The sequence below is a fragment of the Yersinia sp. KBS0713 genome (assembly GCF_005937895.2).
GTDB lineage: Bacteria > Pseudomonadota > Gammaproteobacteria > Enterobacterales > Enterobacteriaceae > Yersinia > Yersinia bercovieri.
In genome coordinates this window covers 2606431-2631190 of the sequence record NZ_CP042173.1, presented here as the reverse complement: position 1 = coordinate 2631190, position 24760 = coordinate 2606431, and the positions used below count along the sequence as shown (strand labels likewise).

Sequence of the window (24760 nt, the reverse complement as noted above, 5' to 3'; positions counted from 1 at the left end):
GGCTGAATGAAATTAGCGAACTTGCAGGCTACGACTACCTATCTCGATATGCGCCCCTTTAACATCAACGCCATTCTCTATGGCTTCTTTGATGGCTTTTTTATCGGGGGCTACGATGGTTTGCACTGTCACCAATTCACTTGGCAACAAATCCTCGTTGTCGATCACCACACTGGCCACACCTTTTCGCGCGGTGAATGTGTTGTACGGCGTTTTCAACGTGTTCATATCTGCGGCTAATAAACAGCTGAGCACATACTGTTTGATCGATTTAGCCCGGTTCTCAAATGACCGCTTACGGTCAGCCAGGCGTTTCGCCTCTTCATCACAGGTTTTAGCCTGCCCCTCTAAATTACGGACAAAGACATAGGTTGCATCTAGCTTATCCCCCAAAGCACCCTCTAAACCCTCTAGCGTATCGGCGATCATTTCTGGCGTGAGTTCTTCGGAGGACTCAACCAACTGTTGCAGTTTAAAAAGGTCTGCGGCTAATGCGATTGCGGTGTTGCTCATGCTGATTGCTCCTGTGCGGTAAGTTCGGCAACCCGTTTTTCAGTTAAGCGGTGTAATGCAAGCAATCGGGTTTTGAGGTAATTGGCGTGTTGGTGATCGGCTTTGGCTTCGGCATCTTTGCGATGGACATCAACTTCGCGGGCAATAGTGCCGTATATTTTACTCACTTCATTGGTAGTGACGGCATTCGAAATGGTATTGCCGACTTTGGTTAATTTCTCATCCAGCTCTTTGCGCAGGCGAACGGTGTCACCGGCTTTTTCACTGGCATTTTTGATAGCGAACTCGATGTTATTTTCTGCCAGATATTCGGGGTTATCGTGCATTCCGAGCCATACGTCGGCGCTAAAGCCCAGCATTGATAGCGCTTTCTTAATAGCGTCAGTGAGGCTTTTTTTGATTACCTCGCTATCTGCCTTAATTCCTTTATTGGTTTTATACATGTAAGGGGTGGCTCCGTAGCTTTCGATCTCACCGCGCACATCCCCCTCAACTGAGTACCAGAATTGAATTTTGATCGAGTGATTTTGTTCGCATAGCAATGTGCCATCGGCATCACGAATAAGCCGATTACCAATGTATTTTTTGTTATCGTCGTAAATCGCCTCGGACATTGGTGCGCCTGAAAGCATTTTATCTTCAAGAATGGTGTAGCCCCAGCCCTCACCAATGGGGCCGAATACTTCCGTGGCCCGCATAAACATATATTCAGCGTTAATGCTGGTAGCAACATATCCCGCACCCTCTACAGGTTTGGTAAAGCGTGGATCTGTGCGTTGTACCGATTTCCAGATATGCAGGTTTTCCTGTTCTTCAGGGGACTTCTGCGCAATCTCCCGTTCAATCAAGCCTGCACGGTGTTGGAATTCGTCAGCAGTAACTTCAACGGTAGCAACGGCGCTTTGCTGCGCCGCCTCAATAACTTCTGCCAGCTTCTCATCAACTGAGGCATAAACGCCATAACCTAACTGATCCAGCGTATCTTTAGCCTGCTGAGCAGCGTTATCGGTGATAGCTTCCTGTGCAGTGTTTTCCGGTTCTGTTGCAATAATTGGCGGTTTTGTTTCGGTTTCTGGCTCAGCATTGGCAACCAGGGCTAGTTTTGTTTCACTGTTTGCCGCCGGTTGGGGTTCACCACCGACCAGACCATCAATCGAGAACTTACCGTCACCTAAATTTTTAACCGCGGGCCGCGGCCCTTTGACGGCGATACATTGTGAGATAAATTCTTTTCGGGCGGCGGCATCGGTTAGGAAAATAGGTTTCTCTTTACCGGCGCGGATCATCTCAAAGATGGTTTCACGCGGGATAGATAACGCATCGCTACGAACACGCAATTCGGTTGACCATTTACGCCAAGCATCATCATTACTGTCCATCAGCTCTTTTGCCTGCCTCATTTCTGCTGAGTGGATTTCCCAGCAATTAAAATCTGCAGGTACTAAGGCGAGGGCAACTTCGAGATCGAGGGTTTTATAGGTGTGATCAAAGCCGCGCTTAATTGGCGCATCCGGATCAGGTGTGGTTATGCGGGTAACTTTTTTCGCCCCGGTTAATTCGTCCCGTTTATTAGGTTCATCAACCCATTTTTGGGCAAACTTCTGTACCTCAGGGAATTGAGGGATTTTAGGGAACTTCACATTAATAGCATCGATCAGCTCTTTGACTGACTCCTGATACATCGCGCCGATAGCCGGTATGCCTGCCAATGCCGTTATAATTGAACGTAGCCCGGCGTCACCCTCGTCGTCGTTAATCAGGTCATACACTAGCGATAGTTCGTGCGTATCGATGTCACGCAACTCATACATTAGGATCTTGCCAACTTTGACATCAATCCCTAGCTTGGCGTAGTTCACTAAGTCTGAATTATCACCCTGTTCGTCGCCGTCGTTATCATCCTCATCCTCTGGCGATGCCACGCTATTTGGCGTCCACACCTTGCCATCAAAGGTATTATCCTGGGCGAACTGCTCATCGAAATCACCCACAACCGGGCGCGGTTGCCCGATAGTATCCTCACAGATTTTTGGATCTGTAAAGTTATCACCGGCGGCGGGGTAGGCCTCCCACAATTTACCGATGGCCAGTGCCGATGCCATTTTCTTATTTATGGCTTCCAGAGCAATAACAAGTGGTATAGCCCCATTTTTGAGCGCCGCTTTTTTCGGCTCGAATAAACAAATAAATACAGTCATGTTGGTCTTGCCTCTTTGGTTTAATTGCCGGACATAGCTAGCTTTATAGCTGCCCTAATTCCTGCTTTCGGAAGTCTTGCCGCTTTAAATTGCCCCTTAACAGCATTTGAATAAGCTGTTCCGGTCGAGGGGTAAAATTCAACACGGCGTTTACCACCCACAATGGTTATATGCATCGTGCCAGTGCTGGTATCTGAATTATTTTCGTGTTCAAGAACAGACAGCCCCGCAGCAATAACATGATCAATAGCGGCCTTGATTGTTGTCATGGCTAGGTCCCCATATATGGAATTAAAAAGGAATGTCGTTATCGTCTGTAACGCTTGATGAGGTGGTATGCTCTATACAGAGCAACGCCTGAATTTGATCATCAATTAGCAACTGATGTCGATATGATTCCGCCGCCAGCCGCTCCTTTTGAGCGCGTAGTGAATCAACCTGCTTACTGATGATTTCAAATGGATCGGGTTCGTCGAACGCCAACGTGATTTCGCGGGTTTCGAGTAACGCATAGGCTGGCGCGGACTGTGACATGTCACAGGTACACACAATAAAGCGGTTATCTTTCAATGCCGAATGCGGATTAACATGAATATAGAGCGTGGTGGTTATCTGTAGTGCTGTCATAGCAACTCCTGATATACTAGTTTTAAGGTCGATGGCGTAAGCCGTTGGTCTTGCCTCTGTTAACGGGTTGGTCCCCGTTAGCAATTCCCGGTTAACTTTGGTCGGTGACCCGGGGTAAAGAAGCCCACTTCGGTGGGTTTTTTTACATGTGTGCCGGGCATGCTCAGCAGCTCGGGGGTGAAAGTCCCCTGTCCAGCCTGATGGTGGCGAAGGACTAGTGAAGCGCAAGGGCGTCGTCGTGAGGCGGGGTCTGAAGGAAGCGTGGAGCAAAACCATGACCTGACGGACAGAAACCCGATATAAGGCCTACCCGACTGGCGGAGCAAGCATGTGATTGCGAAGGCCATAACCATCAAGAGCCGGGGTGGTAGATTGGGCAGGTGTGTGGTGAAAGCGGCTGAGCTTACCCCGGGAGGCCTGTCCGGCGTTCTGTATTCAGAACTGAGTGCATCGTAAGGTGCGCTGACCGGTGGACAGGAGTCAGCAGAGGGCATAGTAGGACGTGACGTCTGAAGGCCCGAACGGTAATGAGTGACGAGTATCAGCGGAGGTTCTGAACGGTCATGCAGCAGAAAACGCATCGCGGCCCTGAAGCCCGAAGAAGGGGTGAAGCCCCGGACGCCGGTTCCCGGGGGGCTGAAACCGGGCAGGCACCGACGACCAGAGAAAGTCCGTCGTCAACAGCGTGGCTGATGGAAGCCATCTGTGAACCCGTCAATCTCAGGCAAGCCCTGAAAAGAGTGAAGGCCAATAAAGGTGCGGCGGGAGCCGACGGCATGAGCGTAAGCGAACTGCCGGAGTACCTGAAACACCACTGGCCCGAACTGAAAGCGCAACTGCTGTCCGGCAGCTATCGCCCATCCCCTGTAAGAAGAGTGACCATCCCGAAACCCTGCGGCGGCGAACGTCTGCTGGGTATCCCGACGGTGGTGGATCGTTTTATCCAGCAGGCGATGATGCAGGTGTTGCAGATGCAGTGGGATGCGTCGTTCAGCGACAGCAGCTACGGGTTCCGCCCCGGGCGCTCTGCCCATCAGGCTGTGAAACAGGCTCATGAATATATTGGGTCCGGGTATCACTGGGTGGTCGATCTCGATCTGGAGAAGTTCTTCGACCGGGTGAACCACGATGTACTGATGAGCCGGATAGCGAAACGGGTGTCGGATAAACGGGTGCTGTCACTTATCCGCAGGTTCCTGAATGCAGGCGTGATGGAAGCCGGTCTGGTAAGGCCGGTGACAGAAGGGACGCCGCAGGGCGGCCCGCTGTCGCCGTTGTTATCGAATCTGCTGCTGGATGACTTCGATAAGGAACTGGAGAAACGCGGCCTGAAGTTCGCCCGTTATGCAGACGACTGTAATGTGTATGTGAAAAGCGAACGTGCAGGCAATCGTGTGATGGCGGGGCTGACGCACTGGCTGAGCCGTAAACTGAAGCTGAAGGTGAATGCGAAAAAGAGCGCAGTGGCGCATCCGGAGTCGCGTAAGTTCCTGGGTTACAGCTTCATAAGGGGCAGGAAAGTGTGGTGCGTGGTGTCGCCGGGATCGGTGAAGCGGTTCAAAACGCGGATAAGGGAACTGACGGGACGTAACACGGGCAGAAGCCTGGAGCAGCTAATCGAGCCGTTAAAGCGATATATGACGGGCTGGAAAAGCTACTACAGGCTGAACGAGTGGCCATCGCTGATAAGAGAGCTGAACGGGTGGATAAGGCGCAGGCTGCGGAGTGTCCTCTGGAAACAGTGGAAAACGGGCGGCAAGCGTTATAAAGAGCTGCACAATCGCGGGGTTAGCAAAGACCTCTCGGCGCAGACGGTGGGAAGTTGCCATAAACAGTGGCGGGTGAGCTGTAGCCCGGCGCTGAACATAGCACTTCCCAATAACCTGTTCGTCAGACTGGGCCTGCCAGAGTTATAGGAAGGCGACGATCAACATAACCGAACCGCCGTATACGGACCCGTATGTACGGTGGTGTGGGAGGAGGCTGGTTGTGAGATCAGCCCCTATCCCGATCTGTAATTTGGTGCCGTCTTTCCGGGCTGTCAGAACGTACTAAACCTAAATTGCGAATCATCCGGTGTTTCGTATGCCACCGGCAGCTACTTCGTGGGCGTCCTGCCTGTTCGCATCGGCTGCTGTGCCGTGTTGATGAGATGAATGTACCTATAGTTACCTTTTGTGTCAATAAGGAAACGTTCCAATAGTTACATTGAGGGGCGTAAAAAAGCCCACCGGGGGGATGGGCTATTGATTACAGGTCTTGGGTGACCTGCACGACTCTACCTAGAATGCGACAATTGCCGTTGATTTCGATAGGTTTGAAATTGGGATTTAACGGCATGAGGTATTTGTTGGGGCCATCAACAACTAACTTTTTAATGGTGGCCTCGGAGCTACCATCAATGATGGCGACCACTATTTTGCCGTATAAATCATCAATAGAACCATAATTAGGCTCCACGATAACGGTAGAACCCTCGGGGATAGAGGGTGAACCATTGGGGTTGGTCATTGACTCACCCCGAACATCTAAACCAAATGCGTTTTCAGAAACCTTCACTGTGGTGTTACACCATCTAAGAACATCAGAAATACGGGCGGCCGAATAGGTCTCTGTCCAAGCACCGGCTTGAACTGATGAGATAACCGGTATGGCATTAGGCGCGGCGGTGAGGGGCTTAATTTTAGTATCGTCAATCTGGCGTAAATCCCCGGTACCGTAGAGCAACCACTCCGGCGTGCAGGCAAGCATTTGCGCCAGGCGGTGAAGATTTTCCCCATCTGGTTTGGTTATCCCTGACTCCCATTTTGTCACTGATACACGGCTCACCCCAATAGCTTTGGCTAATTGGACTTGCGTGAGATCTAGCTGCAGTCTGCGAAGACGGATGCGGTCATTCATTTCAGTTTTCATGTAACCAATGTTACGCCATAGTGAGGTGAAAAGTGTTTGCATTGTTATGTACCTTTTGTTACCTTTCATCCTGAGTTCAACAAGGAGTTCTTATGAACAAGAAAGATGTCGTCAAGTTTTTTGGTGGTGTCGTGAATACCGCCATGGCCTTAGGCATAAAGCACCCCGCGGTTTGTCGTTGGGGGGAAATTATCCCTGAGAAACAGGCAATGAAGATTGAACGTATTACTCATGGCGAACTGAAATATGACCCCGCTATGTATCAAAGTGCAGCTTAACCAAACCCCACACACAAATCTGATTATCAATAATCAATTTCCGGCGACAGGAGACGCAACGTGGAACAAGAAATCAAAGCCCTTAAAGCCGAAGTTCAGGCGTGGGCAGCAGAGCGGGGGCAGGAACATGTAGCTATCGAGATCAGCAGAATGTTTTTCTTGCTCAATATCAGCACCGGTTCGGTTCGCCTCACTCCCATTGAAGACGGGGAGGGCAATGCTGATTGGAAGTCTATCAACAACAACCGGCAGCAGTTATTTCGTTGGCTGCGCGGGGATTCAAAAGCATCAATGCGCAAGGTTCTGGAATTATCACCGGTACTTAAAGCGGCGCTCCCGGCAGAACGGCGGGCCAGGGTGAATGGCGAGACCGTGAATTATTTGGTTTCGATTGCCAGCAGAGAGTTTGCCGCAGCAATTAGCGCGGTTCTATTAGATGGCTGTGACATGTCACAAAGAATATCGGGCGCTGTTGCGGCACTTCACGCAATCAGACCACAACACCACCGGCTGACCACCGTATAAAACAGAGGCAAGACCAATGCTGACATCTATCGACAAAATCACCTGGTGCAACGGGTTCCGGCTTAACGGCCAACCGGCAAGCATGGCTGACATCGAACCAATTTTTGCAGGGCGTCAGGTAGCTGCATATAGCGTGTGGGAGCAGTATGAGCAGAGGAAAGCAGACCTGCGCGGGATGAACTTATCAGCTGATGATTATCAGTCTGCCTGTCGGCAAATAGCCGCAGCGCTGGGGATCTGACTATGAGTATGAATCTAATGGCGAGGGCCATGAATATCAAAGTCGGCAACCCGTTACGAAAGTTAGTGCTGATAAAATTAGCGGATAATGCGAACGATCAGGGCGAGTGCTGGCCATCGGTTCCCTACATTGCCGATCAGTGTGAAATATCCGAACGCTCGGTACAGAATCATATTCAAGAACTGGTAAAAAGTGGGCTGGTGAGGATTGAAGAGCGCAAATCGGATAATGGTCTGAATCGCTCAAATGTTTATCACCTGCGCTTAAATTCCGCTGGTGCAAATGCTGCACCCTATGGTGAATCTCCTGCACCCTCTGGTGTAAATGGTGCACCAGTTAGTGGTGCAAATGCTGCACCCAGAACCAGTCACTCTTTTGAACCAGTCATAGATCCAACTACACCCCTTACCCCTCAAGGGGAAACCGAAAATATTCTCGCTGACGCTGAAAGGGCGTTGGCGTATTACAACCAACTCACCCATACCCGCTGTGAAGATCCCGGCCCCTTCGAAACCCTGCTAACGGCAACTAAATCACGCAAAGCCTACGCGCTGGCTGATTTGCAATTGGTGACCCATTGGGTGGTCAGCACCTGGAAACCCCGTAACGGCAAGTATGCCAAACCTGCGAATATCTGCCGCGTTAACCGGTTCGATGGTTATCTGGCCGATGCCCGTGCATGGTCTGAATCGGTAGGGCGGATTGATTGCGATGCGGTCATTGCGGCGTTCAATCGGGTGTTCGGTGAGGTGTTACCACCGGCTGAAATTGATCAGGACCGTAAGCACGCTATCCGCGAATTACTCCAATACCTCAAAACCCAAGACCTCGACGCGTTCCAGAGCTATTTCGAGGCCTTTCGCGAACAGGCATCCGCATTTTATTTCGGTGGTGATGATGGTACGCACTGGCGCGCCAATTTTGATTATTTAATGAAGCCGGACGTGCTGAGAAAAACCCGTGATGGTGCGCTATGAAGCCGCAGGAATTGGAGGCGGCGATCCTCTCCGGTCTGCTCTATGGCGGCTCGACCCCCGATGCGCTGGAGGTGATTGCCACCCTGCCGGAAGAGGCGTTCAGCATCAGGATTTATCGTGCGGCCTATGCGGAAATTAAAAAGCAGGCACTGACTAAGGGGTTAATTGATGTCCTGTTTGTCAGTGAGGCGTTGGGCGGTAGTAGCCTGGCCACGCTATCTGAAATCGTCCGTATGCCGGGCAACGTGGCGAACCTGAAAGGCTATGCCGCACATGCCCGTAAGACCTGGTATAGCCGCACTATGACCGCATTATTTCAGACTGCGGCGGATGGTATCCGGGGGGCGAACAATCAGGAGCAGCGCGATCAGGTGATACAGGGCGCGGTAACACAACTGATCGATATGACGGCAGATAGCGGCGGCATCATCCCTGTGCATCTAAATGATTTGTTGCCCGGCTACATGGACATGCTGGATAAGCGCATGAATGGCGAGATTGAGTCGATGAACCTGCAAAGCGGCATTGTCGAGCTGGATGCCATAACCGGCGGCTTCAACCCGCAGGACCTGGTGGTTATCGCCGGGCGTCCGGGTATGGGTAAGACCGAGTTTGCATTAAAGATTGTCGAGGGGGCTACACAGAACGATGGCGGTGCATTGATATTCAGTATGGAAATGGCCTCCCTGCAGATGGTGGAGCGTTCCGTTGCTGGAGCCGGTAATTTGCCTGTATCTAAGTTGCGTGACCCCAGCACTCTATGTGATGAGGATTGGGCGCGTATTAACTCCGCACTTCAAGCATTAAATGGCCGTGATATTTGGATCGTTGATGCTAGCGAACTGACCATCGATCAGATACGGGCTATCGCAGAAACACACAAGCGCCGATTCCCAAAATTGAGAATGGTGATGGTTGATTATCTTGGCCTGATTACCAAACCCAAGGCGGAGCGTAATGACCTGTCGATCGGCATCATTTCACGCGGATTAAAAACGCTGGCCGGTCGGATAAACACCCCGATTTTTGCCCTTAGCCAGTTATCGCGCAAAGTGGATGAACGGCCACCGGGTAGCCGCAGGCCAATCAGTTCCGATCTGCGGGACTCAGGTTCAATCGAGCAGGACGCCGATAGCATCATCATGCTGTATCGCGAGGCGGTTTATAACCCGGATAGTCCGGCCGCAAGATTTGCCGAGGCCATTGTAACTAAAAACAGATTTGGCGAGTCCGGTACCGTTTATCAGGAATTTAAAAACGGCCACTTTCTACCGGTGGATCAACTGGTGGCAAAGGAGGCTAGCCGAATGGCGAAAGAGGCATCAAGGCCACCGGCCAAAGAAAAACACTATTCAACACCAAAATTTTAACCGCGCCTGACCAGCGCTTGAACTAACCCAAAGAGGCAAGACCATGAAAAAACGTGAACTAACGACCCGCGAACTGGCAGAGATTATGCTGGGCCAAAGCATGAACTATGGACAGATAATCGAGGCTATGGCCTTAAAACTCCCTCACGCTGAAATGCCTATTAGCGTGCTGCGTTACCGCGTACAAGGCATGGTGCGCTCACCCCATGCAGATATTACCCGCCGTAATGGTCGCAAGACCCAATACACCCTCAACAGTATCTCAGAGGATTTTTTCCGATTCTCTGACACGCAAGTCAAACGCAGTAAAAGCGAACCCCGAGCCAAGCCCGCCCGCATGCCATTTGATGAAAAGGAGCTGGCGTACTGCTTGCGAGTATCCCGAATAAATCAACTGATGAGCACTGTCGGCATGGGGAGTTAACACCATGTCCGGGCAATCGGATTATCTCCCGCCCGGACTCCCGTACAACATTTGCCTCTGGCCTCAGGAATACCAAGAAAAGCTAAATCTTGATTTGAGAGCCAGCGGCTTAATCAAAAACCTGTACGAGCGCAGGACCAACCGCGCTCAGGTACTGGAAGCGATTGAACGGGTACCGGTGCATTACCGAGAGTTTTTTAAACAGCGCTTAAATTACTGGCGTGACCGTAGAGACCACAGAGGCGAGACCAAATGAATATATCAACCGATGGCATTATGGGTGCTAACGTTTGGGATGGCGGCTAAGCAGCTGTTACAGAGGATAGGCTGAGTTGATTTGTTATGGATAGAAAATGTGAGTTTGATTAAAAATATTAATGAGGTTTAGTAAATATCTTGAATATTATTAGATTTCTGATATTTTTCTTCATGCGGGACGAATAACCCGCTCGCAAAAAAGGGAATACTTACAACAGAAAGAATGTCCTGCAATCAATGAGGACGACCTGTAAAGGTCTTTCTGCGTGCACTCTGGCGTCCGGCATCAATACCGAGCACAAAGGCACAGTACACAGTTAGAAAAAGCTAGTGAAGATCGGGGGGATTTTATACTTCTGTTTTGTACCCCTGGGATGCGACTGCCCGGTCTGGCCGAAAGGACGCTAGTTTTTCTCTAATCAATGATGAGACTTATACACTCGTGAAATCATACACTCCTACCTTACCAAGTAATTTTACACCTATTCAGAATGTAGATAGTCTTCTTCGCCTTTTATCTATCACAAAAGAGGATCTAAGTTACATACTTACCCGAGGTGTAGCCAGTTTTTATACGGAAAAAGAGATAAATAAAAAAAGTGGCGGTAAAAGATTACTTCATGCACCTAACAGAAAAATAAAGTTTATTTTGAGAAAGGTAAATAATAAAATATTTAATAAAGTTTTGTTTCCTCATTATCTCTTTGGCTCTATTTCAGACAAGGAAAATCCAAGAGATTATATTCGCTGTGCCGAAGTTCATTGCAAAGCAAAAATTCTAATAAAAGTTGATATATCGAATTTTTTTCCGAGTATAAATACATATAGTGTACGTGATATATATAAAGTCTTTTTTAACTTCTCGGATGAAGTATCTGATGTTTTGACAGAGTTAACTACTGTCAATGGTACAGTTCCCCAGGGAGCACCAACAAGCACCTTTTTATCCAATCTTTACTTTTATAATATAGAACCACAACTTGTAAAATATCTAGAGTCCCTTGGCTTCAGATATACGCGATTAATAGACGATATAACGATTAGCAAATTAGATAAAAATAATTTCAGGTTTGCCGATGATCGTGTTAAGGCGATGATTACCCAAAAGGGACTAACGATAAATGAGGGGAAGTCTAGTATCCAATCAACCGTAGCAGCAAAAGGTTATAAAGTACATGGAGTATGTATTGATGAGGATAAGCCTCGATTTACAAAAAGTGAGTGTATGAAAATAACTGATGAAGTATATCAAATTGCTAGGGTGGGGTATAACAGGAGTGATGTGAGAATGAGGCAATCTTATCATAAAGCATATTATTCTGTTAAAGGTAAGATAACTAAATTAAAGAGAGTTGGTTACGTAAAATATAATGATTTGAGGAAGGTTTTAAATAAGCATTGCGAGCCACTACCTGATCATGATGAAATTAAGCGTCTTAATAGAGTCATCTCCAATATTCAAAGGGATTATACAGGTAAACCTGCAACTGACAATTACAAACGCAGATACTACCAAGCTCACTTTAGATTAAGCGTCTTAAGACGAATATATAAAGAAGAAGCTAAGCAATTTAGAGCTAGATTGATTTCAGTAAGGCCGAACAGATGAAGCAGAAAAAAAAAGAGTGCTATCTCTTATTTATTGATGGCGGCGTGACTCTCATTACCATTATCTCATTGCTTGCACTGGTTGTGCTGTTAGTTTTATCAATTACCTCAGCGGTTAACATTTACAATAATAGATTGATTGAGTTTTGTTTTGAACCTAAGTGTTTTGAGACAGCAGGAGAAATATTCTCTTTACCAATAAATTTAATGAAGTACTCTCTTGTTTTAGTTCCTGTTTTTGCTTTCTGCGTGGTCTGTAAAAACTACAGTCTCTCCGTTGTCAACTCACACATTACTAATAGAATAAATAATGAAAGGGACTTTTATGCATATTTAAAAGAATGTCCCGCCAGTAAAGATGAATGGTTTTCCGATGTAAATAAAAAAAGATTATACCGTTCAATTTTTGATGAGTCCAAAACGAACCTAGGTATTAATGATAAAGGTAAGTCTTTGGTGACAGATTTCTTGAAATTCATTAAGTCTAAAAATTCGAAGGATGTTCAAGGGGTATATATTGATCCAGAACATACGGAATATAGAGGGAAATTCGTGTTACTTGGTCAGTCTTTCGGACTTCCCATCGAAGAAGATATGAATATAGATAGTTTATTTTCTCTTGAAAAAGAATTTCTTAATTTTATTTTTGATATTTTTGAACTTTGGTTCAGCTGCAAAAACGAATATGAAAAGATAAAGCGTGATTATGCATTTAGAGTTATTTAATAATGATTTATTGTCGTGGCATTTTTTTCTGATATAATATTAATATTCGGATTGAACACCCGATAACCTAAATATCGTGCTGCTGTGCCATACATCCGGGGGCGGAAATGGCACAGTATAGTTTTACCAAATCAATAGGTGGGATCTTAGTACCGGCCACGCCGGATGCTGAGGATTTTGTTAAAAATACCAAGCTGGGGACTATTGTCACCGGCGAGTTTAAACGTGTGCGCAATGCACCGTTTCACCGTAAATTCTTCTCGTTGCTCAACCTAGGCTTTGAATATTGGGAGCCAAAGGGTGGGGCGATATCACCATTCGAACTTAAATTCCTGCGCGGCTATGTAAGCCAACTTATTTCCTATGTGGGGAATGAGGGCATACTTCATGAGATAGCTGATGATTATCTGGCGCTGGTGGCCGGTAAACGGGCTGCGAATTTATCCACTGCAAAATCATTCCACGCTTTCCGTCGTTGGGTAACCGTTGAGTCGGGACATTATGACCTATACGAACTACCGGACGGCTCAACGCTGCGCGAACCTCGCTCTATTTCATTCGCGAAAATGGACGAGTTGGAATTCAACGATTTATACAAATCAGTGCTAAATGTTCTGTGGACTTTCATTCTCAGTAAATCATTCAGCCATCCATCAGAGGCGGAGAACGCCGCCAGTCAATTAATGAGCTACGCGGCTTAGGGGGTGTCATGGCTAATTTACGCAAAGAGGCAAGGGGCCGCGAGTGCCAGATCCGTATTCCGGGTGTGTGCAATGGCAATCCTGAAACGGTGGTACTCACCCATTACCGGCTGGCAGGAACCTGCGGTACCGGAATTAAACCCTCTGATGAACAGGCCGCATGGGGATGTAGCGCATGTCATGACGAATGCGACCGGCGCTCACGTTTAATTGATGGTGACACGGCACGGCTATATCACGCCGAGGGCGTTATGCGCACACAGAATATATTGAGAAAGGAGGGGAAATTATGATTTATCCGACAACGTGCGGTAGGGCAGACGGCAACGAATTACACCTCAATACGTTAGAGCTTATTTGGCTTAAGGGTAAGCTGAAAATGTGGGGACGCTGGTCACGTATAGCCAAAACAGGCGGCGCTCAGGGGGTATTCTCCCGATTATTGGCTAAACAACAAATAACTAAAGCCGCATTAAAAGCAGCTATTAGCCAACTGAGAAAATCAGGCTTATCAAAAGAGGAATTATTCGAGATATTTGGCGACCTTAACAACCCCAAGGCCCACAGTAATCTAATCTATTGTACGGATGATGAGGGGCTATTAATGGATTCGGTTGTTGGCCTGGTTCTACAATCGACCCCTGGGTTAATTGGGATACTGCAGCAGCATTACATTTATAAAAAGAAACGTTACACGATGGCGGAGGAAATGCAGGAGGCACACCCGGAGCTTTCCATTTCAACCTGCCGCCGCCGTATTGATGTCTGGATTAACACTGCCGAATATATGCTTTATCGCCCTATGAGCGATGCCTTTGATAAAGATATGAAAAGATTTGAGAAAAAAACTTTGACTATTTGAACAAAAAATATATGATTTAGACATAAGCTCGCGGAGCTATACACGCAAGCGACGAAATCAAAAGAAACCCGCCATCTGTGCGGGTTTTTCTATTTCTGCCCCCCAACAAAAAACCGCCCGACCTTTTGAGTCAAGCGGCTATCTTTTTAGCACTCGTTAGAAATGGGCGACCCCGATATGTATCAGCATATCAGGGCCATTACACCCATGTTTCCGGTCATGAGTATAACCCAGGCCCACCCTGCTAACGTCAGCGGTGGTATCCTAACGGAATACTGTATATATGACCATGAAAAAATTAAGTTACAAAAATGCATCCCGCGCCGTGGGTAAGCCTGAACCGGTAGTTTATGACGGTGTAACCGTGGGGTACGGATGTTCAGATCTGCATGTCGCTACAATCCCCGTCTGGTTGGCCCGTCTGGTTATCATCCACTTCCATTACAGCAAACGCATAGTGAACAACTCATATTTGCATCTGGGGATCTTCTCCGGGCGCGATCTGGTTGGCGTTATGCAATGGGGCTATGCAATGAACCCCAGTAGTGGCGGGCGAGTGGTTGAGGGAACCGGCAACCGGCAATATATGGAATTGAACCGCCTGTGGGTGCATGACGATATGCTGACCAATACCGAATCACGGGCGATCAGCTATGCGCTCAAAACCATCAAATTACTTCACCCCAGCGTTGAGTGGGTGCAGACATTTGCTGATGAGCGGTGCGGTCGCTTCGGCGTGGTGTATCAGGCCAGTAATTTTGATTATGTGGGTAGCCATCAAAGCACGTTTTATGAGTTAGATGGCGAGTGGTACCACAAGATTGCTTTAACCACTAAGGCTAGCAAGGCAGGGGCGCGCGGTTTGCATCTGCAGGCCAATTTTCACCGGGCTACCGCACATAAATTTACCCAGTTCCGCTATATCAAGTTTCTTAATAAGCGGGCCAGAAAGCGGCTCAACACGAAGCTGTTTAAACCTCTCCCATATCCAAAACCGGGAGGGGACAAATAGAGCTGCCGGATGGTGGCTTTTATATTTGAACCAATCACGCCCAACCCGTCCGGGAGGGGGAGACCATGAAAATGAGCAATATTGCGTCCAATGCTTCCTACCTGGTATCGGGTGGTAGTTTTATTTTTTGGGTTAAAGAGCTGATCGCCGGATTCACCCCTGATGAGTGGACGGTGATTGGTGTGCTGGGTTCGCTATTTTTTATGGCGCTAACTTTTTTACTCAATGCAGGTGTGAAGATTTGGGATCGTCGCCATGGCTATAAACCGGATGGTGAGTGATGGCCTCGACAAAAAGCAAACTCAGCGCTGCGGTTCTTGGCTTGGTTTTAGCAGGTGCGCCAGCATCAATTATTCTCAGTCAATTTCTGGATGAGAAAGAGGGTAACCGGCTTTCAGCTTATCCCGATGGTAAGGGGCTTTGGACTATCTGCCGTGGCGCCACAATGGTTGATGGCAAACCGGTAGTGAAAGGGATGAAGCTGTCAGCGGAGAAGTGTGCTGCGGTGAATCAGCTAGAGGCTGACAAGGCCATAAGTTGGGTGAAGAAAAATGTCCGCGTCCCGCTGACGGAACCACAGATTGCCGGCATCGCGTCATTTTGCCCCTATAACATCGGCCCGAGTAAATGTTTCACCGCCACGTTCTATAAAAAACTCAATGCAGGTGATCGCAAAGGTGCTTGCGCTGAGATCAAACGCTGGGTTCACGACGGCGGCAAGGATTGCAATATTCGCTCAAATAACTGTTACGGGCAGATAGAACGCCGCGCACAGGAAAGCGAACTGACCTGCTGGGGGCTGGATGAATAAAGCCATGGGGATCGTCATTGCTGCGCTGGTGGTGATTGTGTCAGCGCTGTTTTTTAACAGTTACCGCCTCGCAAATCAGGTCGAAAAAACAGAAGCGGAGCTGGTGGTCGAGCAAGCCACAAATACAGCCCTCGGTAACATCATCGATGCCTATCAGGTGAATGATGCCGCCAACCGTGCCGCCACAGCCCGCCAGCTAGAAAACGAGAGGAAGTTACGCAATGCCAGTGAATTACAGGTTGCACGGTTTAAAGCAGCAGCGGCGAGTGATGATTGTTCTATCAAGCCTATGCCTGGTGATGTCATTAGCGTCATGCGTGAATAAGCCCATTAAACCGCCCATTACCGAACCCGCCCTATTGTTGCCGCCTGAGTCAGCACTTATCCCCTGTGAAGTTCCAGAATTTACCGGTATTACGTGGGGGGATGGCGGATTGTATGCGATGGAATTAAAGCGGGAACTGCGAATCTGCAAAGGTCGGCTTGATGAGGTTATTGGCTGGCGGCAAAACTTAATAAAATATTATTAAAAAGAGAGGGGGAGTAATTCCCCCATAACATCGGTTACTGGCTAAAAAATTTAATCATTTCCATAACTGCCGTAGTAACGGTCGCTATGGAAGCTCCATTATTGAGCCAACCAAATAGTTTCGATTTACTTATTGCAGCTTGCTTTTCTTCCATAGTACTTGATTGTAACTTTTTAAGGGTTTCAACAGCTTCAGCAAGGAGTTCTTTAGGTGTGTTTTCTGGCAGGCCAACTTGGAGTAACTCTTGGTTACTTGGATAAATATCGATAGCTATACCTGTTTTTTCAAACACTGTACCAGAGATGTTTATATCTAAACTGTCAGGTGCAACTACCCCTTTGTTACATTCTGAAATGAAGCAATCTTTAATTATCAGTCCCATGTTTATCTCTGCTAAAAGTTAAGTAATACCAATATATATAGAAATAGATAATTCACCAGAGCGATTTATAGTCAGCCTCTCAATTAGTATATGAGTACTTAAATATCATCACAGAGCAACCTAACAAGGTTACTGCGTAATGACACTAAGGGAACATCATGGCAAAAGACACTGACTGGAGAGGCATAGAGCGTGACTACCGTTCCGGCGCTCTTTCCATCAGGGAGCTTGCCAAGAAATACGGTGTAAGTGATACAGCGGTAAGAAAGAGGGCAAAGGCTGAGGAGTGGCCTAAACACGAACAGGTTCGCAATAATGTAGGTTCGCAGACCATTAGTGCGAACCAAAACAAGAAGTCGCGAACCAAATATAGAAAACCAGCGGTTCACGTTGAAAGAGAGATTGATTCAGAATACCTGGCAAATGGAAGTGACGAACCAGAATTCATATTAAACCCTGACGAGTACGGGCTTAATGATATGCAGGCTCGTTTCGTGAGTGAATACCTGATCGACTTGAATAGCACGGCGGCATATAAAAGGTCTGGCGGCAAAGGAGAGGGCAATACGGCTTACGTTAACGCTTCACGCATGTACAGGAATGCTAAGGTTAGCCGGGCCATTCGCGATGCTTTAGATGCCAGAGAACGACGAACCCGAATCACTCAAGATGCCGTATTGAAATGGTGGTGGGATATTGCCACAGCCGATGCTAGCCAAATTACTGAGCTACGCCGTTTGTGTTGCCGCCATTGCTGGGGGTTTGGTTACCAGTACCAGTGGCGCGATGCTGTCGAGTTTGACGAGGCCCGGCTAAAAGCGGTAGAAAGCAAAAAACGGGAGCCTTTAGACGTTGGCGGCTACGGTTTTGATGCCACGTTAGATCCTAACCCTGACTGCCCGCGTTGTAATGGTGAGGGTGTTGGGCGCACTCACTTTCACGATACTCGGGATCTGCGCGGTGCAGCTCGTCGCCTGTTCTCTGGAGTGAAAGAGGGTAAATTTGGTATTGAGGCCATTACCCGCAATCAGGATGAGGCTTTAAAGATGGTTGCCCAACATTTAGGTATGCTGAGAAACAAAACAGAAATTAGTGGCCCTGATGGTGGCCCGGTTAAAACTGAGACGGTGAATATGACACCAGACGAAGCCGCCGAGGCGTATCGTAAACTTATGGGCTGATTATAGTAAACATCCAGAAATAGCCCGTTAGATTGATAAATCCTCTATGCAAAATAGAGGGTGTTTTATGCATGCTTTATGCACTCAATTATCTAACACTCTGACACGTTAACCCTGATAAATAAGCCTCTCATGCTGCTTGTTCGGTGAGTGCTATGCGCTCGGTGCGGGTAACGTCCATTATGTTAAAAAGTCCTAAAATTCACTCATTTATCGAGTAAAACCCAAATGCCTATTCCGTTCCCTTTTGACTTTAAGAACCCGGATTACATGCAGGTTTTTGAGTGGCGAATGGAGCGACTGCAGCGCATTCGTCAGCAGCCTGAATTACTGCCGGTTATGAAAGCGTTCTACAAAGATAACCCGGCTCAGTTCATCATTGATTGGGGTATGACAGTTGACCCACGCAACGTTGAGCGTGGATTGCCTGCCCGTATCCCGTTCCTCTTATTCCCAAAGCAGGAAGAGTGGATCGAGTGGTTTACAGAACATTGGCGCACATCGAGGCCCGGCATTACTGAAAAAACCCGCGATATGGGAATGTCGTGGCTGACTGTGGGAATGGCTGCATCATTGTGTCTTTTCAATAAAGGGATAATTGCGGGATTCGGTTCACGTAAAGAAGAATACGTAGACAAGATCGGATCGCCGAAATCCTTATTTGATAAAGCACGAAACTTTGTAGGGTTACTTCCTTTTGAGTTTAGAGGCGGCTGGAATCCGAAGGCTCATGCTCCACACATGAGAATCCTGTTCCCTGAAACTGAGTCGGCAATGACAGGGGAAGCGGGGGACGGTATAGGGCGCGGTGACCGAACATCATTCTACATCGTCGATGAATCTTCCCACTTGGAACGACCGTACCTGGTTGATGCTTCACTTTCAGCAACGACAAACTGCCGTCAAGACATCTCGACACCTAATGGTATGGCGAATTCCTTTGCCGAGCGCCGACACAGCGGCAAGGTAGATGTGTTTACGTTCCATTGGCGCGACGACCCGCGCAAAGACGACGCTTGGTACGCTAAACAAGTTGAAGAGCTTGATCCGGTAACGGTGGCGCAAGAAATCGATATCAACTATAGCGCGTCAGTTGAGGGTGTCTTGATCCCGTCCGCATGGGTGCAGGCGGCAATCAACGCACATGAGGTATTGGGTATTGTACCAACCGGCCAGCGCTTAGGTGCTCTCGATATCGCCGACGAAGGTAAGGACACCAACGCCTTTGCTGGTCGTCATGGCTTCTTACTCGAAAGCATCGAAGAGTGGTCAGGCAAAGGTGATGATATTTTCGGTACCGTACAGAAAGCCTTTGATATTTGTGATGCACAAAACCTCGAAACTTTCCGCTTTGATACCGATGGATTGGGAGCTGGTGCACGCGGTGATGCTCGGGTTATCAATGAACAACGAGAAGAACAGCGCAGACGGCATATCGTCGCCACGCCGTTCCGTGGTAGCGGTGGCGTAACCGACCCAGATGATGAGGCGGTCCCCGGCGATAACGGACAGCAAGGGCGGCTTAACAAAGATTTCTTTGCTAACGCCAAAGCACAAGGTTGGTGGAGTCTGCGCACCCGGTTCCAGAAAACTTATCGGGCAGTTAAAGAAAATATGGAGTTCGATCCCGATGAGATTATTTCCATCCCGAAAGACCTCAAAAATCTGACCAAATTAACCTCTGAATTATCGCAACCTACCTACTCAGTTAATGGCGTAGGGAAAATTGTGGTGGATAAAAAACCTGACGGCACCAAGTCACCTAACCTGGCGGATTCAGCAATGATTTTATATGCACCAATGGATAACGCGCTGGATATCTGGCTACGGCTCGGGGGGGCGTAATGTCGAGAAAACGTAAAACAGGTAAGGCGTCATCACCGCAGAGAACCACCGATACCTATCAAAACCTCACCGCTCGCTATGGGCTGCGCACCGAGAACCAAAGCGCGGATTATAGCTACCAACCGAACTGGACATCCCGCAACCGCCAACTGATAGAAAACGCTTACCGGTCGTCGTGGCTGGTGGGCGCAGCGGTAGATACCATCGCGGATGATATGACCCGCAAGGGGATTAACATAACCTCTAAGATGGCACCCGATGCCAAGATGCGGATAGAGGGGCGCTGGGAGGAATTATCACTCTGGGATGCTATCAATGACACGATCAAATGGTCGCGACTGTACGGTGGTGCAATTGGCTTCATCATGATCGACGGTCAAGCGCCTGAAACACCACTACGGGTAGAGACCATTGGTAAAGATGCGTTTAAAGGTTTGCTGGTGCTCGATCGATGGATGGTTACCCCATCCATTAGCGATAGAGTGACAGAGATGGGGCCAGATCTCGGCATGCCTAAATATTATCAGGTCGTCACGACTGGCAGCGGTATTCCGAGTATGAAGATACACCACAGCAGAGTAATTCGCCTTGATGGCGTGGGTCTGCCGTACCAGCAGAAACGCACAGAAAATGAATGGGGCATGTCGGTTATAGAGCGGCTGTTTGACAGGTTGCTAGCATTCGATAGCACCTCGACTGGCGCGGCTCAGTTGATTTTTAAGGCGCACTTACGCACCTACAAAATCAATAAATTTCGTGAGCTGGTCGCAATGGGGGGCAAGGCATTTGATGGGCTAATGAAAAGCATGGATATGATCCGGCAATTTCAAAGCACTGAAGGTCTTACACTGATGGATGCTACCGATACGTTTGAAACCCACAGTTACGCATTCGGCGGTCTGTCTGATGTGATGGCGCAGTTTGCTCAACAGATAGCCGGTGCCATTGGTATCCCGTTGGTGCGTTTGTTTGGTCAGTCCCCTGCGGGGTTCTCAACCGGTGATGCTGACCTGGCTAACTACTACGACAATATCGGTACTCAACAAGAGCGCCGTTTACGTCGTCCACTGCGTCGATTATTCGAAGTGATCCACTATTCCGAGTTTAGTTCGCCACTGCCCGACGGCTTCTCCTTTGACTTCAACCCGCTGTGGCAAATGTCGGAACCTGACCGGGCAACGGTGGCAGAGAAAACCGTTAATACCATCAACGCCGCAATGGACTCAGGTTTGCTGACGTTACAGGGTGGCATGACTGAACTCAGGGACAAAGCAGGTATCACCGGTATCGGCTCTAGCATCAGCGATGAGGATATAGAGAGTGCGAAAGACATCGACCCGCCGAACCTCGGCGAAAACGCAGATCTCAACCCGCCTGAAGTCGCGCCGCGCGGAGATCCAATATCAAACTCAGCTACGCAAGATAGCGCGAATGGTCGGCGACATCGTAAATGGTACTTACGATGGTTCTAACGATTCCGTTTACAACGTTATGGATAGTCTTAACCGTTATTCAGATTTGATTGACGGCTGGGCCAGAACCACCGCCAGCAAGATGTTTGATGCCGTTAACGCAAAAGATGTCGCGATGTGGCGCAGCAATTCGCAGGAAATATCCGTGGGTTTGCGCCAGATAGTGGAAAACACCGCCGTGGGACAAGTGGCCCGCAGTATCGTTGAAGATCAGGTAAAACTCATCAAGTCACTGCCCTTACAGGCCGCTGACCGGGTGCAGGATATCCATAATCAGGCGATAGAGGCGGTCATCACTGGCGGACGTGCCGGGCCATTCGCTAAGGAAATAGCCAAATCCGGCGATGTGGCAATATCCCGCGCCAATATGATCGCCCGTACAGAAATAGGACGGGCATCTACGGCACTCACTCAGGCCCGTTCGCTTTCTATCGGTTCCAGTGGTTACATCTGGCGCACAGCCGAAGATAGTGATGTTCGCCACTCGCATCAGAAAATGGAGGGTAAGTTTGTTCGCTGGGATAACCCACCAACTCTTGACGGCATGACGGGGCATGCGGGCGCATTACCTAACTGTCGTTGTTACTGCGAAGTCATCATTCCGGAAAGATAACCCATGCAATATTTCTATAACTCCCGTCTAGGGGAGACGCGCTTCACCATGAGCGATGGTGGGCTATTGTGCAAAGACGTGCCAATAGGCCGAACCGGAGTACAGCTTTATGGCGGTGAAGAGCTGGACGATATCGAACCCGACAGTGACGGAGAAATTCTCGTTGAAAGGTCTGAGGAGGATGTTTTCCGCCCCGAGACGCTCGCCAGCTTTGAGGGAATGACGTTCACCGTATCTCACCCCATCGAAGATGTCACACCTGATAACTGGGGCCGCTACGCCGCTGGACACATTCAAAACGTCAGGCGGGGTACAGGTGACCAATCAGATCTCATGATCGCCGACATCGTGGTGAAGAAAGCCGAAGCCATAAAGGTGATTCTTGAAGATGGTGTTGATCAAATTTCGGCTGGCTACGATGCCGAATATCAGCAGACCGCCAGAGGCAAAGCCCGTCAGTACGACATCATAGCTAACCATGTCGCTCTCGTTCCCACGGGCCGCGCAGGGAAACGCTGTTCAATTGGAGATAGTAAACGTATGACAACCAATAACACTTGGCTCGCAAAGCTACGCCGAGCAATCAAAACCAAAGATGCCGCCGCGATGGAGGAAGCAATGGAAAGCGTTCCATCAGAGTTAACCAGTGATGAGGGTGCTGGCGAATTGCCAAAGGCCATCAATATCACCATTAACCCGCAACAGCCGTTACCGAAACAGGAACCTGAATTAGATGCCATCGCCACTAATGATAGTGGTGACATCGAAACCCGAGTTGCTGCAATGGAGACGACCTTAGCCGCGATTCTGGAGAAATTGGGTTCCACTACGGACGCCGATCCCGATGAGGAGGAAGAGGGGCGACGTATTACCAGCGATGCGGCTTATCATCAGGATGTTGTTTCCCGCGCGGAATGGATTGTACCGGGCATTAAATTGCCAGAGGGTGGAAAGCTGGCATCCTTTAAACGAACTGTATTGGATGCGGCGTTTAAAACCACCGAGGGCGAGAAATTGCTGAAAGGCATTGTTGGCGACAAACCAGACTTTGCCAAGATGCCGAAACTCTCCCTTGATGCGGCATTCATTGCCGCCAGCGAGATTGCCAAGGGCCGCAATAACCTTCAGTTGAACCGCCGAACTATCGATTCTGCTATTCCAAATCGCCGACCTACCGCCGCCGACCTCAATAAACAGAACGCCGCGTTCTGGGCTAAAAAAGGAAACTAATTCATGACAGCATATTTATTCCGGATGCCTGCGGGCATTGCCGGGGCCGTCTCGCGCCCGCAGGATCTGACTATTGAGCCGGTACTGATTAATACGGCCAACCCATTTAGCCAATACGGTCTGGCCGGAAAGTTCAGCGGCAATTTCTTTGTACCGTTGGAAGAAGATGATACCGCAGACAAAATCGTCGGTATCTTTGTCCGACCATTCCCCACCACATCAACGCCAGACAAAGTGCGCCAAATTGGTACCAGCAACAACTTTGCCGGTGATGCGCTAAAGCGCGGTTACCTGTCGGTCAATATTGGGGCTACGGCAGCGGGTGTGACTAAAGGTGCGCCGGTCTATATCCGTATTGCCGGTGCTACTGACGATAGCCCGCTAGGTTCGGTGCTGGCCACTGCGATTGCTGACACTACCGTGGTGCTGCCTAACGCTTATTTCACCGGTGCCGGTGATGCCGCTGGTAACACTGAAATCTCTTACAAGATTTAAGGAACAATCAATATGATCACATACGACAGCCAGCGCACCATTGATGCCAGCGGCGCATTCCTCATTGGAGAGCTGGAGCGATTAGATCCAGAGATTAACCTGCCGTTGGTGGGGACGACCTACACCCGCGACATTCAATTCCGTGAAGACGTGAATATCGCCGATGAAATCAGCTCATTCACTAAAACCGGCTTTGCTGCAGCCGGTACCGGTGCCAATCCAAAGGGTAAAAACTGGGTTAGCCAGGAGTCGACCGCACTGGCAGGCATTAACTTAGATATCGATAAAAAGGGTTTCCCGCTGACACTGTGGGGGATGGAACTGGGTTGGACGGTGATTGAATTAGCCGCCGCTCAACAGATGGGCCGTCCAATTGATACGCAGAAATATGACGGCATGGTGTTGAAATGGCACATGGATGCCGACGAACAGGTCTATCTCGGTGATACCGATTTGGGCGTAAAAGGTCTGGCTAACTACACCGGCGTAGCGATCGGCAACGCGGTGAAATCGTGGCTGACCTCGACCGTTGCGGAGATTCGCGATTCCATTAACAAGGTGCTTTCCGATGCCTGGGCTGCATCTGGTTATACCGTGGTACCGAAAGACCTGCTGTTACCTCCTGAGCAGTACGCCTATCTGGCGCAGGTTATTGTGTCTGATGCGGGTAACCAATCTTTGCTGACCTACCTGACTACTAACACTATCTCTTTCCATCAAAACGGTATTCCTCTGAATATCCGCGCGGTGAAATGGCTGAAAGGTGCGGGTGTGGCGGGTAAAGATCGGATGGTGGCCTACACCAATGACCGTAAGTATGTGCGCTTCCCACTAGTGCCACTGACCAGCATCCCGATCCAGTATCGTGGGCTGTGGCAGTTGGTGACCTATTACGGAAAGCTGGGTGTGGTTGAAGCCCCGTACATTGAAACACTGGCTTACTTCGACGGCATTTAATAACTCTGATG

30 protein-coding genes are annotated in these 24760 nt (G+C 48.8%); 24 read left to right on the top strand and 6 right to left on the bottom strand.

Annotation, left to right across the window (positions count from 1 at the left end; genetic code table 11):
- Positions 1–12: 12 nt before the first annotated feature.
- Genes FFE93_RS12605 through FFE93_RS12590 form a run of 4 tightly spaced genes read right to left on the bottom strand, consistent with a single transcriptional unit; the run spans position 13 to position 3338 of the window.
- On the bottom strand, positions 13–513 hold the full coding sequence (locus FFE93_RS12605) for a siphovirus Gp157 family protein (protein ID WP_138775316.1): 501 nt from the start codon (positions 511–513) through the stop codon (positions 13–15).
- Complete coding sequence (locus tag FFE93_RS12600; RefSeq protein WP_138775315.1) at positions 510–2711, bottom strand: transcription termination factor; 2202 nt, start codon at positions 2709–2711, stop codon at positions 510–512. The genes FFE93_RS12605 and FFE93_RS12600 overlap by 4 nt, the downstream gene beginning before the upstream one ends.
- A gap of 20 nt (positions 2712–2731) precedes the next feature.
- Positions 2732–2980: a hypothetical protein gene (locus tag FFE93_RS12595; RefSeq protein ID WP_138775314.1), complete on the bottom strand. Its 249-nt coding sequence runs from the start codon at positions 2978–2980 to the stop codon at positions 2732–2734.
- A gap of 22 nt (positions 2981–3002) precedes the next feature.
- The gene (locus tag FFE93_RS12590) at positions 3003–3338 is read right to left on the bottom strand and encodes a hypothetical protein (RefSeq protein ID WP_138775313.1); all 336 of its coding nucleotides are present in this window, start codon (positions 3336–3338) and stop codon (positions 3003–3005) included.
- Positions 3339–4030: 692 nt separating this feature from the next.
- Between FFE93_RS12590 and ltrA the strand changes: the two genes are divergently transcribed.
- Positions 4031–5254, top strand: coding sequence for a group II intron reverse transcriptase/maturase (gene ltrA, locus FFE93_RS12585; RefSeq protein WP_261368997.1), 1224 nt, complete (start codon positions 4031–4033; stop codon positions 5252–5254).
- A 334-nt stretch (positions 5255–5588) separates the two neighbouring features.
- On the opposite strand, the gene FFE93_RS12580 is transcribed toward ltrA, so the two are convergent.
- Positions 5589–6251, bottom strand: a complete 663-nt coding sequence (locus FFE93_RS12580) for a LexA family protein (protein ID WP_186367718.1) — start codon at positions 6249–6251, stop codon at positions 5589–5591.
- A 92-nt stretch (positions 6252–6343) separates the two neighbouring features.
- Here FFE93_RS12580 and FFE93_RS12575 point away from each other — a divergent pair, with 92 nt between their 5' ends.
- From FFE93_RS12575 to FFE93_RS12500, 16 genes are all read left to right on the top strand, one after another.
- Complete coding sequence (locus FFE93_RS12575) at positions 6344–6529, top strand: Cro/CI family transcriptional regulator (protein WP_138775312.1); 186 nt, start codon at positions 6344–6346, stop codon at positions 6527–6529.
- 60 nt (positions 6530–6589) lie between these two features.
- Complete coding sequence (locus FFE93_RS12570; RefSeq protein ID WP_138775311.1) at positions 6590–7054, top strand: toxin YdaT family protein; 465 nt, start codon at positions 6590–6592, stop codon at positions 7052–7054.
- A 16-nt stretch (positions 7055–7070) separates the two neighbouring features.
- The gene (locus FFE93_RS12565) at positions 7071–7295 is read left to right on the top strand and encodes a hypothetical protein (RefSeq protein ID WP_138775310.1); all 225 of its coding nucleotides are present in this window, start codon (positions 7071–7073) and stop codon (positions 7293–7295) included.
- A gap of 2 nt (positions 7296–7297) precedes the next feature.
- Positions 7298–8272, top strand: a complete 975-nt coding sequence (locus FFE93_RS12560; protein ID WP_138775309.1) for a helix-turn-helix domain-containing protein — start codon at positions 7298–7300, stop codon at positions 8270–8272.
- Complete coding sequence (locus FFE93_RS12555) at positions 8269–9642, top strand: replicative DNA helicase (RefSeq protein WP_138775308.1); 1374 nt, start codon at positions 8269–8271, stop codon at positions 9640–9642. Before FFE93_RS12560 ends, FFE93_RS12555 begins: the two co-directional genes overlap by 4 nt.
- A 43-nt stretch (positions 9643–9685) precedes the next feature.
- Complete coding sequence (locus FFE93_RS12550) at positions 9686–10066, top strand: hypothetical protein (RefSeq protein ID WP_138775307.1); 381 nt, start codon at positions 9686–9688, stop codon at positions 10064–10066.
- Between the two features lie 4 nt (positions 10067–10070).
- Entirely contained in the window at positions 10071–10322 is a 252-nt protein-coding gene (locus tag FFE93_RS12545; RefSeq protein ID WP_138775306.1) for a DNA polymerase III subunit theta, read from the top strand.
- 444 nt (positions 10323–10766) lie between these two features.
- Positions 10767–11933 carry a reverse transcriptase family protein gene (locus FFE93_RS12540; RefSeq protein ID WP_261369006.1) on the top strand — a complete coding sequence of 389 codons (1167 nt, stop codon included), beginning with the start codon at positions 10767–10769 and terminating at the stop codon, positions 11931–11933.
- Entirely contained in the window at positions 11930–12658 is a 729-nt protein-coding gene (locus tag FFE93_RS12535; protein ID WP_138775305.1) for a retron Ec48 family effector membrane protein, read from the top strand. The genes FFE93_RS12540 and FFE93_RS12535 overlap by 4 nt, the downstream gene beginning before the upstream one ends.
- Before the next feature lie 107 nt (positions 12659–12765).
- Positions 12766–13359 (top strand): DUF1367 family protein, encoded by a 594-nt coding sequence (locus tag FFE93_RS12530; protein ID WP_138775304.1) that lies wholly within the window; start codon positions 12766–12768, stop codon positions 13357–13359.
- A gap of 8 nt (positions 13360–13367) precedes the next feature.
- On the top strand, positions 13368–13652 hold the full coding sequence (locus FFE93_RS12525) for a DUF1364 domain-containing protein (RefSeq protein WP_138775303.1): 285 nt from the start codon (positions 13368–13370) through the stop codon (positions 13650–13652).
- Positions 13649–14221, top strand: a complete 573-nt coding sequence (locus FFE93_RS12520; protein ID WP_138775302.1) for a DUF1133 family protein — start codon at positions 13649–13651, stop codon at positions 14219–14221. The genes FFE93_RS12525 and FFE93_RS12520 overlap by 4 nt, the downstream gene beginning before the upstream one ends.
- A 283-nt stretch (positions 14222–14504) precedes the next feature.
- Positions 14505–15233 (top strand): protein mom, encoded by a 729-nt coding sequence (locus FFE93_RS12515; protein WP_138775301.1) that lies wholly within the window; start codon positions 14505–14507, stop codon positions 15231–15233.
- Positions 15234–15298: 65 nt separating this feature from the next.
- Positions 15299–15514, top strand: a complete 216-nt coding sequence (locus FFE93_RS12510) for a phage holin (protein ID WP_138775300.1) — start codon at positions 15299–15301, stop codon at positions 15512–15514.
- On the top strand, positions 15514–16044 hold the full coding sequence (locus tag FFE93_RS12505) for a lysozyme (RefSeq protein WP_049602734.1): 531 nt from the start codon (positions 15514–15516) through the stop codon (positions 16042–16044). Before FFE93_RS12510 ends, FFE93_RS12505 begins: the two co-directional genes overlap by 1 nt.
- Positions 16037–16369, top strand: coding sequence for a DUF2570 domain-containing protein (locus FFE93_RS12500; RefSeq protein WP_138775299.1), 333 nt, complete (start codon positions 16037–16039; stop codon positions 16367–16369). The genes FFE93_RS12505 and FFE93_RS12500 overlap by 8 nt, the downstream gene beginning before the upstream one ends.
- Before the next feature lie 239 nt (positions 16370–16608).
- Here FFE93_RS12500 and FFE93_RS12490 read toward each other — a convergent pair whose 3' ends face one another.
- The gene (locus FFE93_RS12490) at positions 16609–16956 is read right to left on the bottom strand and encodes a hypothetical protein (RefSeq protein ID WP_138775297.1); all 348 of its coding nucleotides are present in this window, start codon (positions 16954–16956) and stop codon (positions 16609–16611) included.
- Positions 16957–17114: 158 nt separating this feature from the next.
- On the opposite strand from FFE93_RS12490, the gene FFE93_RS12485 reads away from it, so the two are divergent.
- The 7 genes from FFE93_RS12485 (at position 17115) to FFE93_RS12455 (ending at position 24749) form a co-directional block, all read left to right on the top strand.
- On the top strand, positions 17115–18137 hold the full coding sequence (locus FFE93_RS12485) for a terminase small subunit (RefSeq protein WP_138775296.1): 1023 nt from the start codon (positions 17115–17117) through the stop codon (positions 18135–18137).
- A 228-nt stretch (positions 18138–18365) separates the two neighbouring features.
- Complete coding sequence (locus FFE93_RS12480; RefSeq protein ID WP_138775295.1) at positions 18366–19982, top strand: TerL protein; 1617 nt, start codon at positions 18366–18368, stop codon at positions 19980–19982.
- A complete protein-coding gene (locus FFE93_RS12475) occupies positions 19982–21454 on the top strand; it encodes a DUF1073 domain-containing protein (protein WP_138775294.1) in 1473 nt (490 codons plus the stop codon). Before FFE93_RS12480 ends, FFE93_RS12475 begins: the two co-directional genes overlap by 1 nt.
- Positions 21414–22067: a phage minor head protein gene (locus tag FFE93_RS12470; protein WP_261369003.1), complete on the top strand. Its 654-nt coding sequence runs from the start codon at positions 21414–21416 to the stop codon at positions 22065–22067. Before FFE93_RS12475 ends, FFE93_RS12470 begins: the two co-directional genes overlap by 41 nt.
- Positions 22068–22070: 3 nt before the next feature.
- Positions 22071–23297, top strand: a complete 1227-nt coding sequence (locus tag FFE93_RS12465) for a DUF2213 domain-containing protein (RefSeq protein WP_138775293.1) — start codon at positions 22071–22073, stop codon at positions 23295–23297.
- 3 nt (positions 23298–23300) lie between these two features.
- Positions 23301–23792, top strand: coding sequence for a hypothetical protein (locus FFE93_RS12460; protein ID WP_049615119.1), 492 nt, complete (start codon positions 23301–23303; stop codon positions 23790–23792).
- Between the two features lie 12 nt (positions 23793–23804).
- Positions 23805–24749 carry a DUF2184 domain-containing protein gene (locus FFE93_RS12455; RefSeq protein WP_138775292.1) on the top strand — a complete coding sequence of 315 codons (945 nt, stop codon included), beginning with the start codon at positions 23805–23807 and terminating at the stop codon, positions 24747–24749.
- Positions 24750–24760 lie beyond the last annotated feature (11 nt).

Bases quoted from the DNA above. Each gene is read 5' to 3' on its own strand.
- FFE93_RS12475 (WP_138775294.1), top strand. From the start codon at position 19,982: ATGTCGAGAAAACGTAAAACAGGTAAGGCGTCATCACCGCAGAGAACC.
- FFE93_RS12565 (WP_138775310.1), top strand. From the start codon at position 7,071: ATGCTGACATCTATCGACAAAATCACCTGGTGCAACGGGTTCCGGCTT.
- FFE93_RS12535 (WP_138775305.1), top strand. From the start codon at position 11,930: ATGAAGCAGAAAAAAAAAGAGTGCTATCTCTTATTTATTGATGGCGGC.
- FFE93_RS12500 (WP_138775299.1), top strand. From the start codon at position 16,037: ATGAATAAAGCCATGGGGATCGTCATTGCTGCGCTGGTGGTGATTGTG.
- FFE93_RS12545 (WP_138775306.1), top strand. From the start codon at position 10,071: ATGTCCGGGCAATCGGATTATCTCCCGCCCGGACTCCCGTACAACATT.
- FFE93_RS12590 (WP_138775313.1), bottom strand. From the start codon at position 3,338: ATGACAGCACTACAGATAACCACCACGCTCTATATTCATGTTAATCCG.
- FFE93_RS12575 (WP_138775312.1), top strand. From the start codon at position 6,344: ATGAACAAGAAAGATGTCGTCAAGTTTTTTGGTGGTGTCGTGAATACC.
- FFE93_RS12510 (WP_138775300.1), top strand. From the start codon at position 15,299: ATGAAAATGAGCAATATTGCGTCCAATGCTTCCTACCTGGTATCGGGT.
- FFE93_RS12490 (WP_138775297.1), bottom strand. From the start codon at position 16,956: ATGGGACTGATAATTAAAGATTGCTTCATTTCAGAATGTAACAAAGGG.
- FFE93_RS12560 (WP_138775309.1), top strand. From the start codon at position 7,298: ATGAGTATGAATCTAATGGCGAGGGCCATGAATATCAAAGTCGGCAAC.
- FFE93_RS12605 (WP_138775316.1), bottom strand. From the start codon at position 513: ATGAGCAACACCGCAATCGCATTAGCCGCAGACCTTTTTAAACTGCAA.
- FFE93_RS12455 (WP_138775292.1), top strand. From the start codon at position 23,805: ATGATCACATACGACAGCCAGCGCACCATTGATGCCAGCGGCGCATTC.
- FFE93_RS12525 (WP_138775303.1), top strand. From the start codon at position 13,368: ATGGCTAATTTACGCAAAGAGGCAAGGGGCCGCGAGTGCCAGATCCGT.
- FFE93_RS12600 (WP_138775315.1), bottom strand. From the start codon at position 2,711: ATGACTGTATTTATTTGTTTATTCGAGCCGAAAAAAGCGGCGCTCAAA.
- ltrA (WP_261368997.1), top strand. From the start codon at position 4,031: ATGGAAGCCATCTGTGAACCCGTCAATCTCAGGCAAGCCCTGAAAAGA.
- FFE93_RS12505 (WP_049602734.1), top strand. From the start codon at position 15,514: ATGGCCTCGACAAAAAGCAAACTCAGCGCTGCGGTTCTTGGCTTGGTT.
- FFE93_RS12595 (WP_138775314.1), bottom strand. From the start codon at position 2,980: ATGACAACAATCAAGGCCGCTATTGATCATGTTATTGCTGCGGGGCTG.
- FFE93_RS12485 (WP_138775296.1), top strand. From the start codon at position 17,115: ATGGCAAAAGACACTGACTGGAGAGGCATAGAGCGTGACTACCGTTCC.
- FFE93_RS12550 (WP_138775307.1), top strand. From the start codon at position 9,686: ATGAAAAAACGTGAACTAACGACCCGCGAACTGGCAGAGATTATGCTG.
- FFE93_RS12465 (WP_138775293.1), top strand. From the start codon at position 22,071: ATGCAATATTTCTATAACTCCCGTCTAGGGGAGACGCGCTTCACCATG.
- FFE93_RS12470 (WP_261369003.1), top strand. From the start codon at position 21,414: ATGGTCGGCGACATCGTAAATGGTACTTACGATGGTTCTAACGATTCC.
- FFE93_RS12480 (WP_138775295.1), top strand. From the start codon at position 18,366: ATGCCTATTCCGTTCCCTTTTGACTTTAAGAACCCGGATTACATGCAG.
- FFE93_RS12530 (WP_138775304.1), top strand. From the start codon at position 12,766: ATGGCACAGTATAGTTTTACCAAATCAATAGGTGGGATCTTAGTACCG.
- FFE93_RS12580 (WP_186367718.1), bottom strand. From the start codon at position 6,251: ATGAAAACTGAAATGAATGACCGCATCCGTCTTCGCAGACTGCAGCTA.
- FFE93_RS12520 (WP_138775302.1), top strand. From the start codon at position 13,649: ATGATTTATCCGACAACGTGCGGTAGGGCAGACGGCAACGAATTACAC.
- FFE93_RS12555 (WP_138775308.1), top strand. From the start codon at position 8,269: ATGAAGCCGCAGGAATTGGAGGCGGCGATCCTCTCCGGTCTGCTCTAT.
- FFE93_RS12460 (WP_049615119.1), top strand. From the start codon at position 23,301: ATGACAGCATATTTATTCCGGATGCCTGCGGGCATTGCCGGGGCCGTC.
- FFE93_RS12515 (WP_138775301.1), top strand. From the start codon at position 14,505: ATGACCATGAAAAAATTAAGTTACAAAAATGCATCCCGCGCCGTGGGT.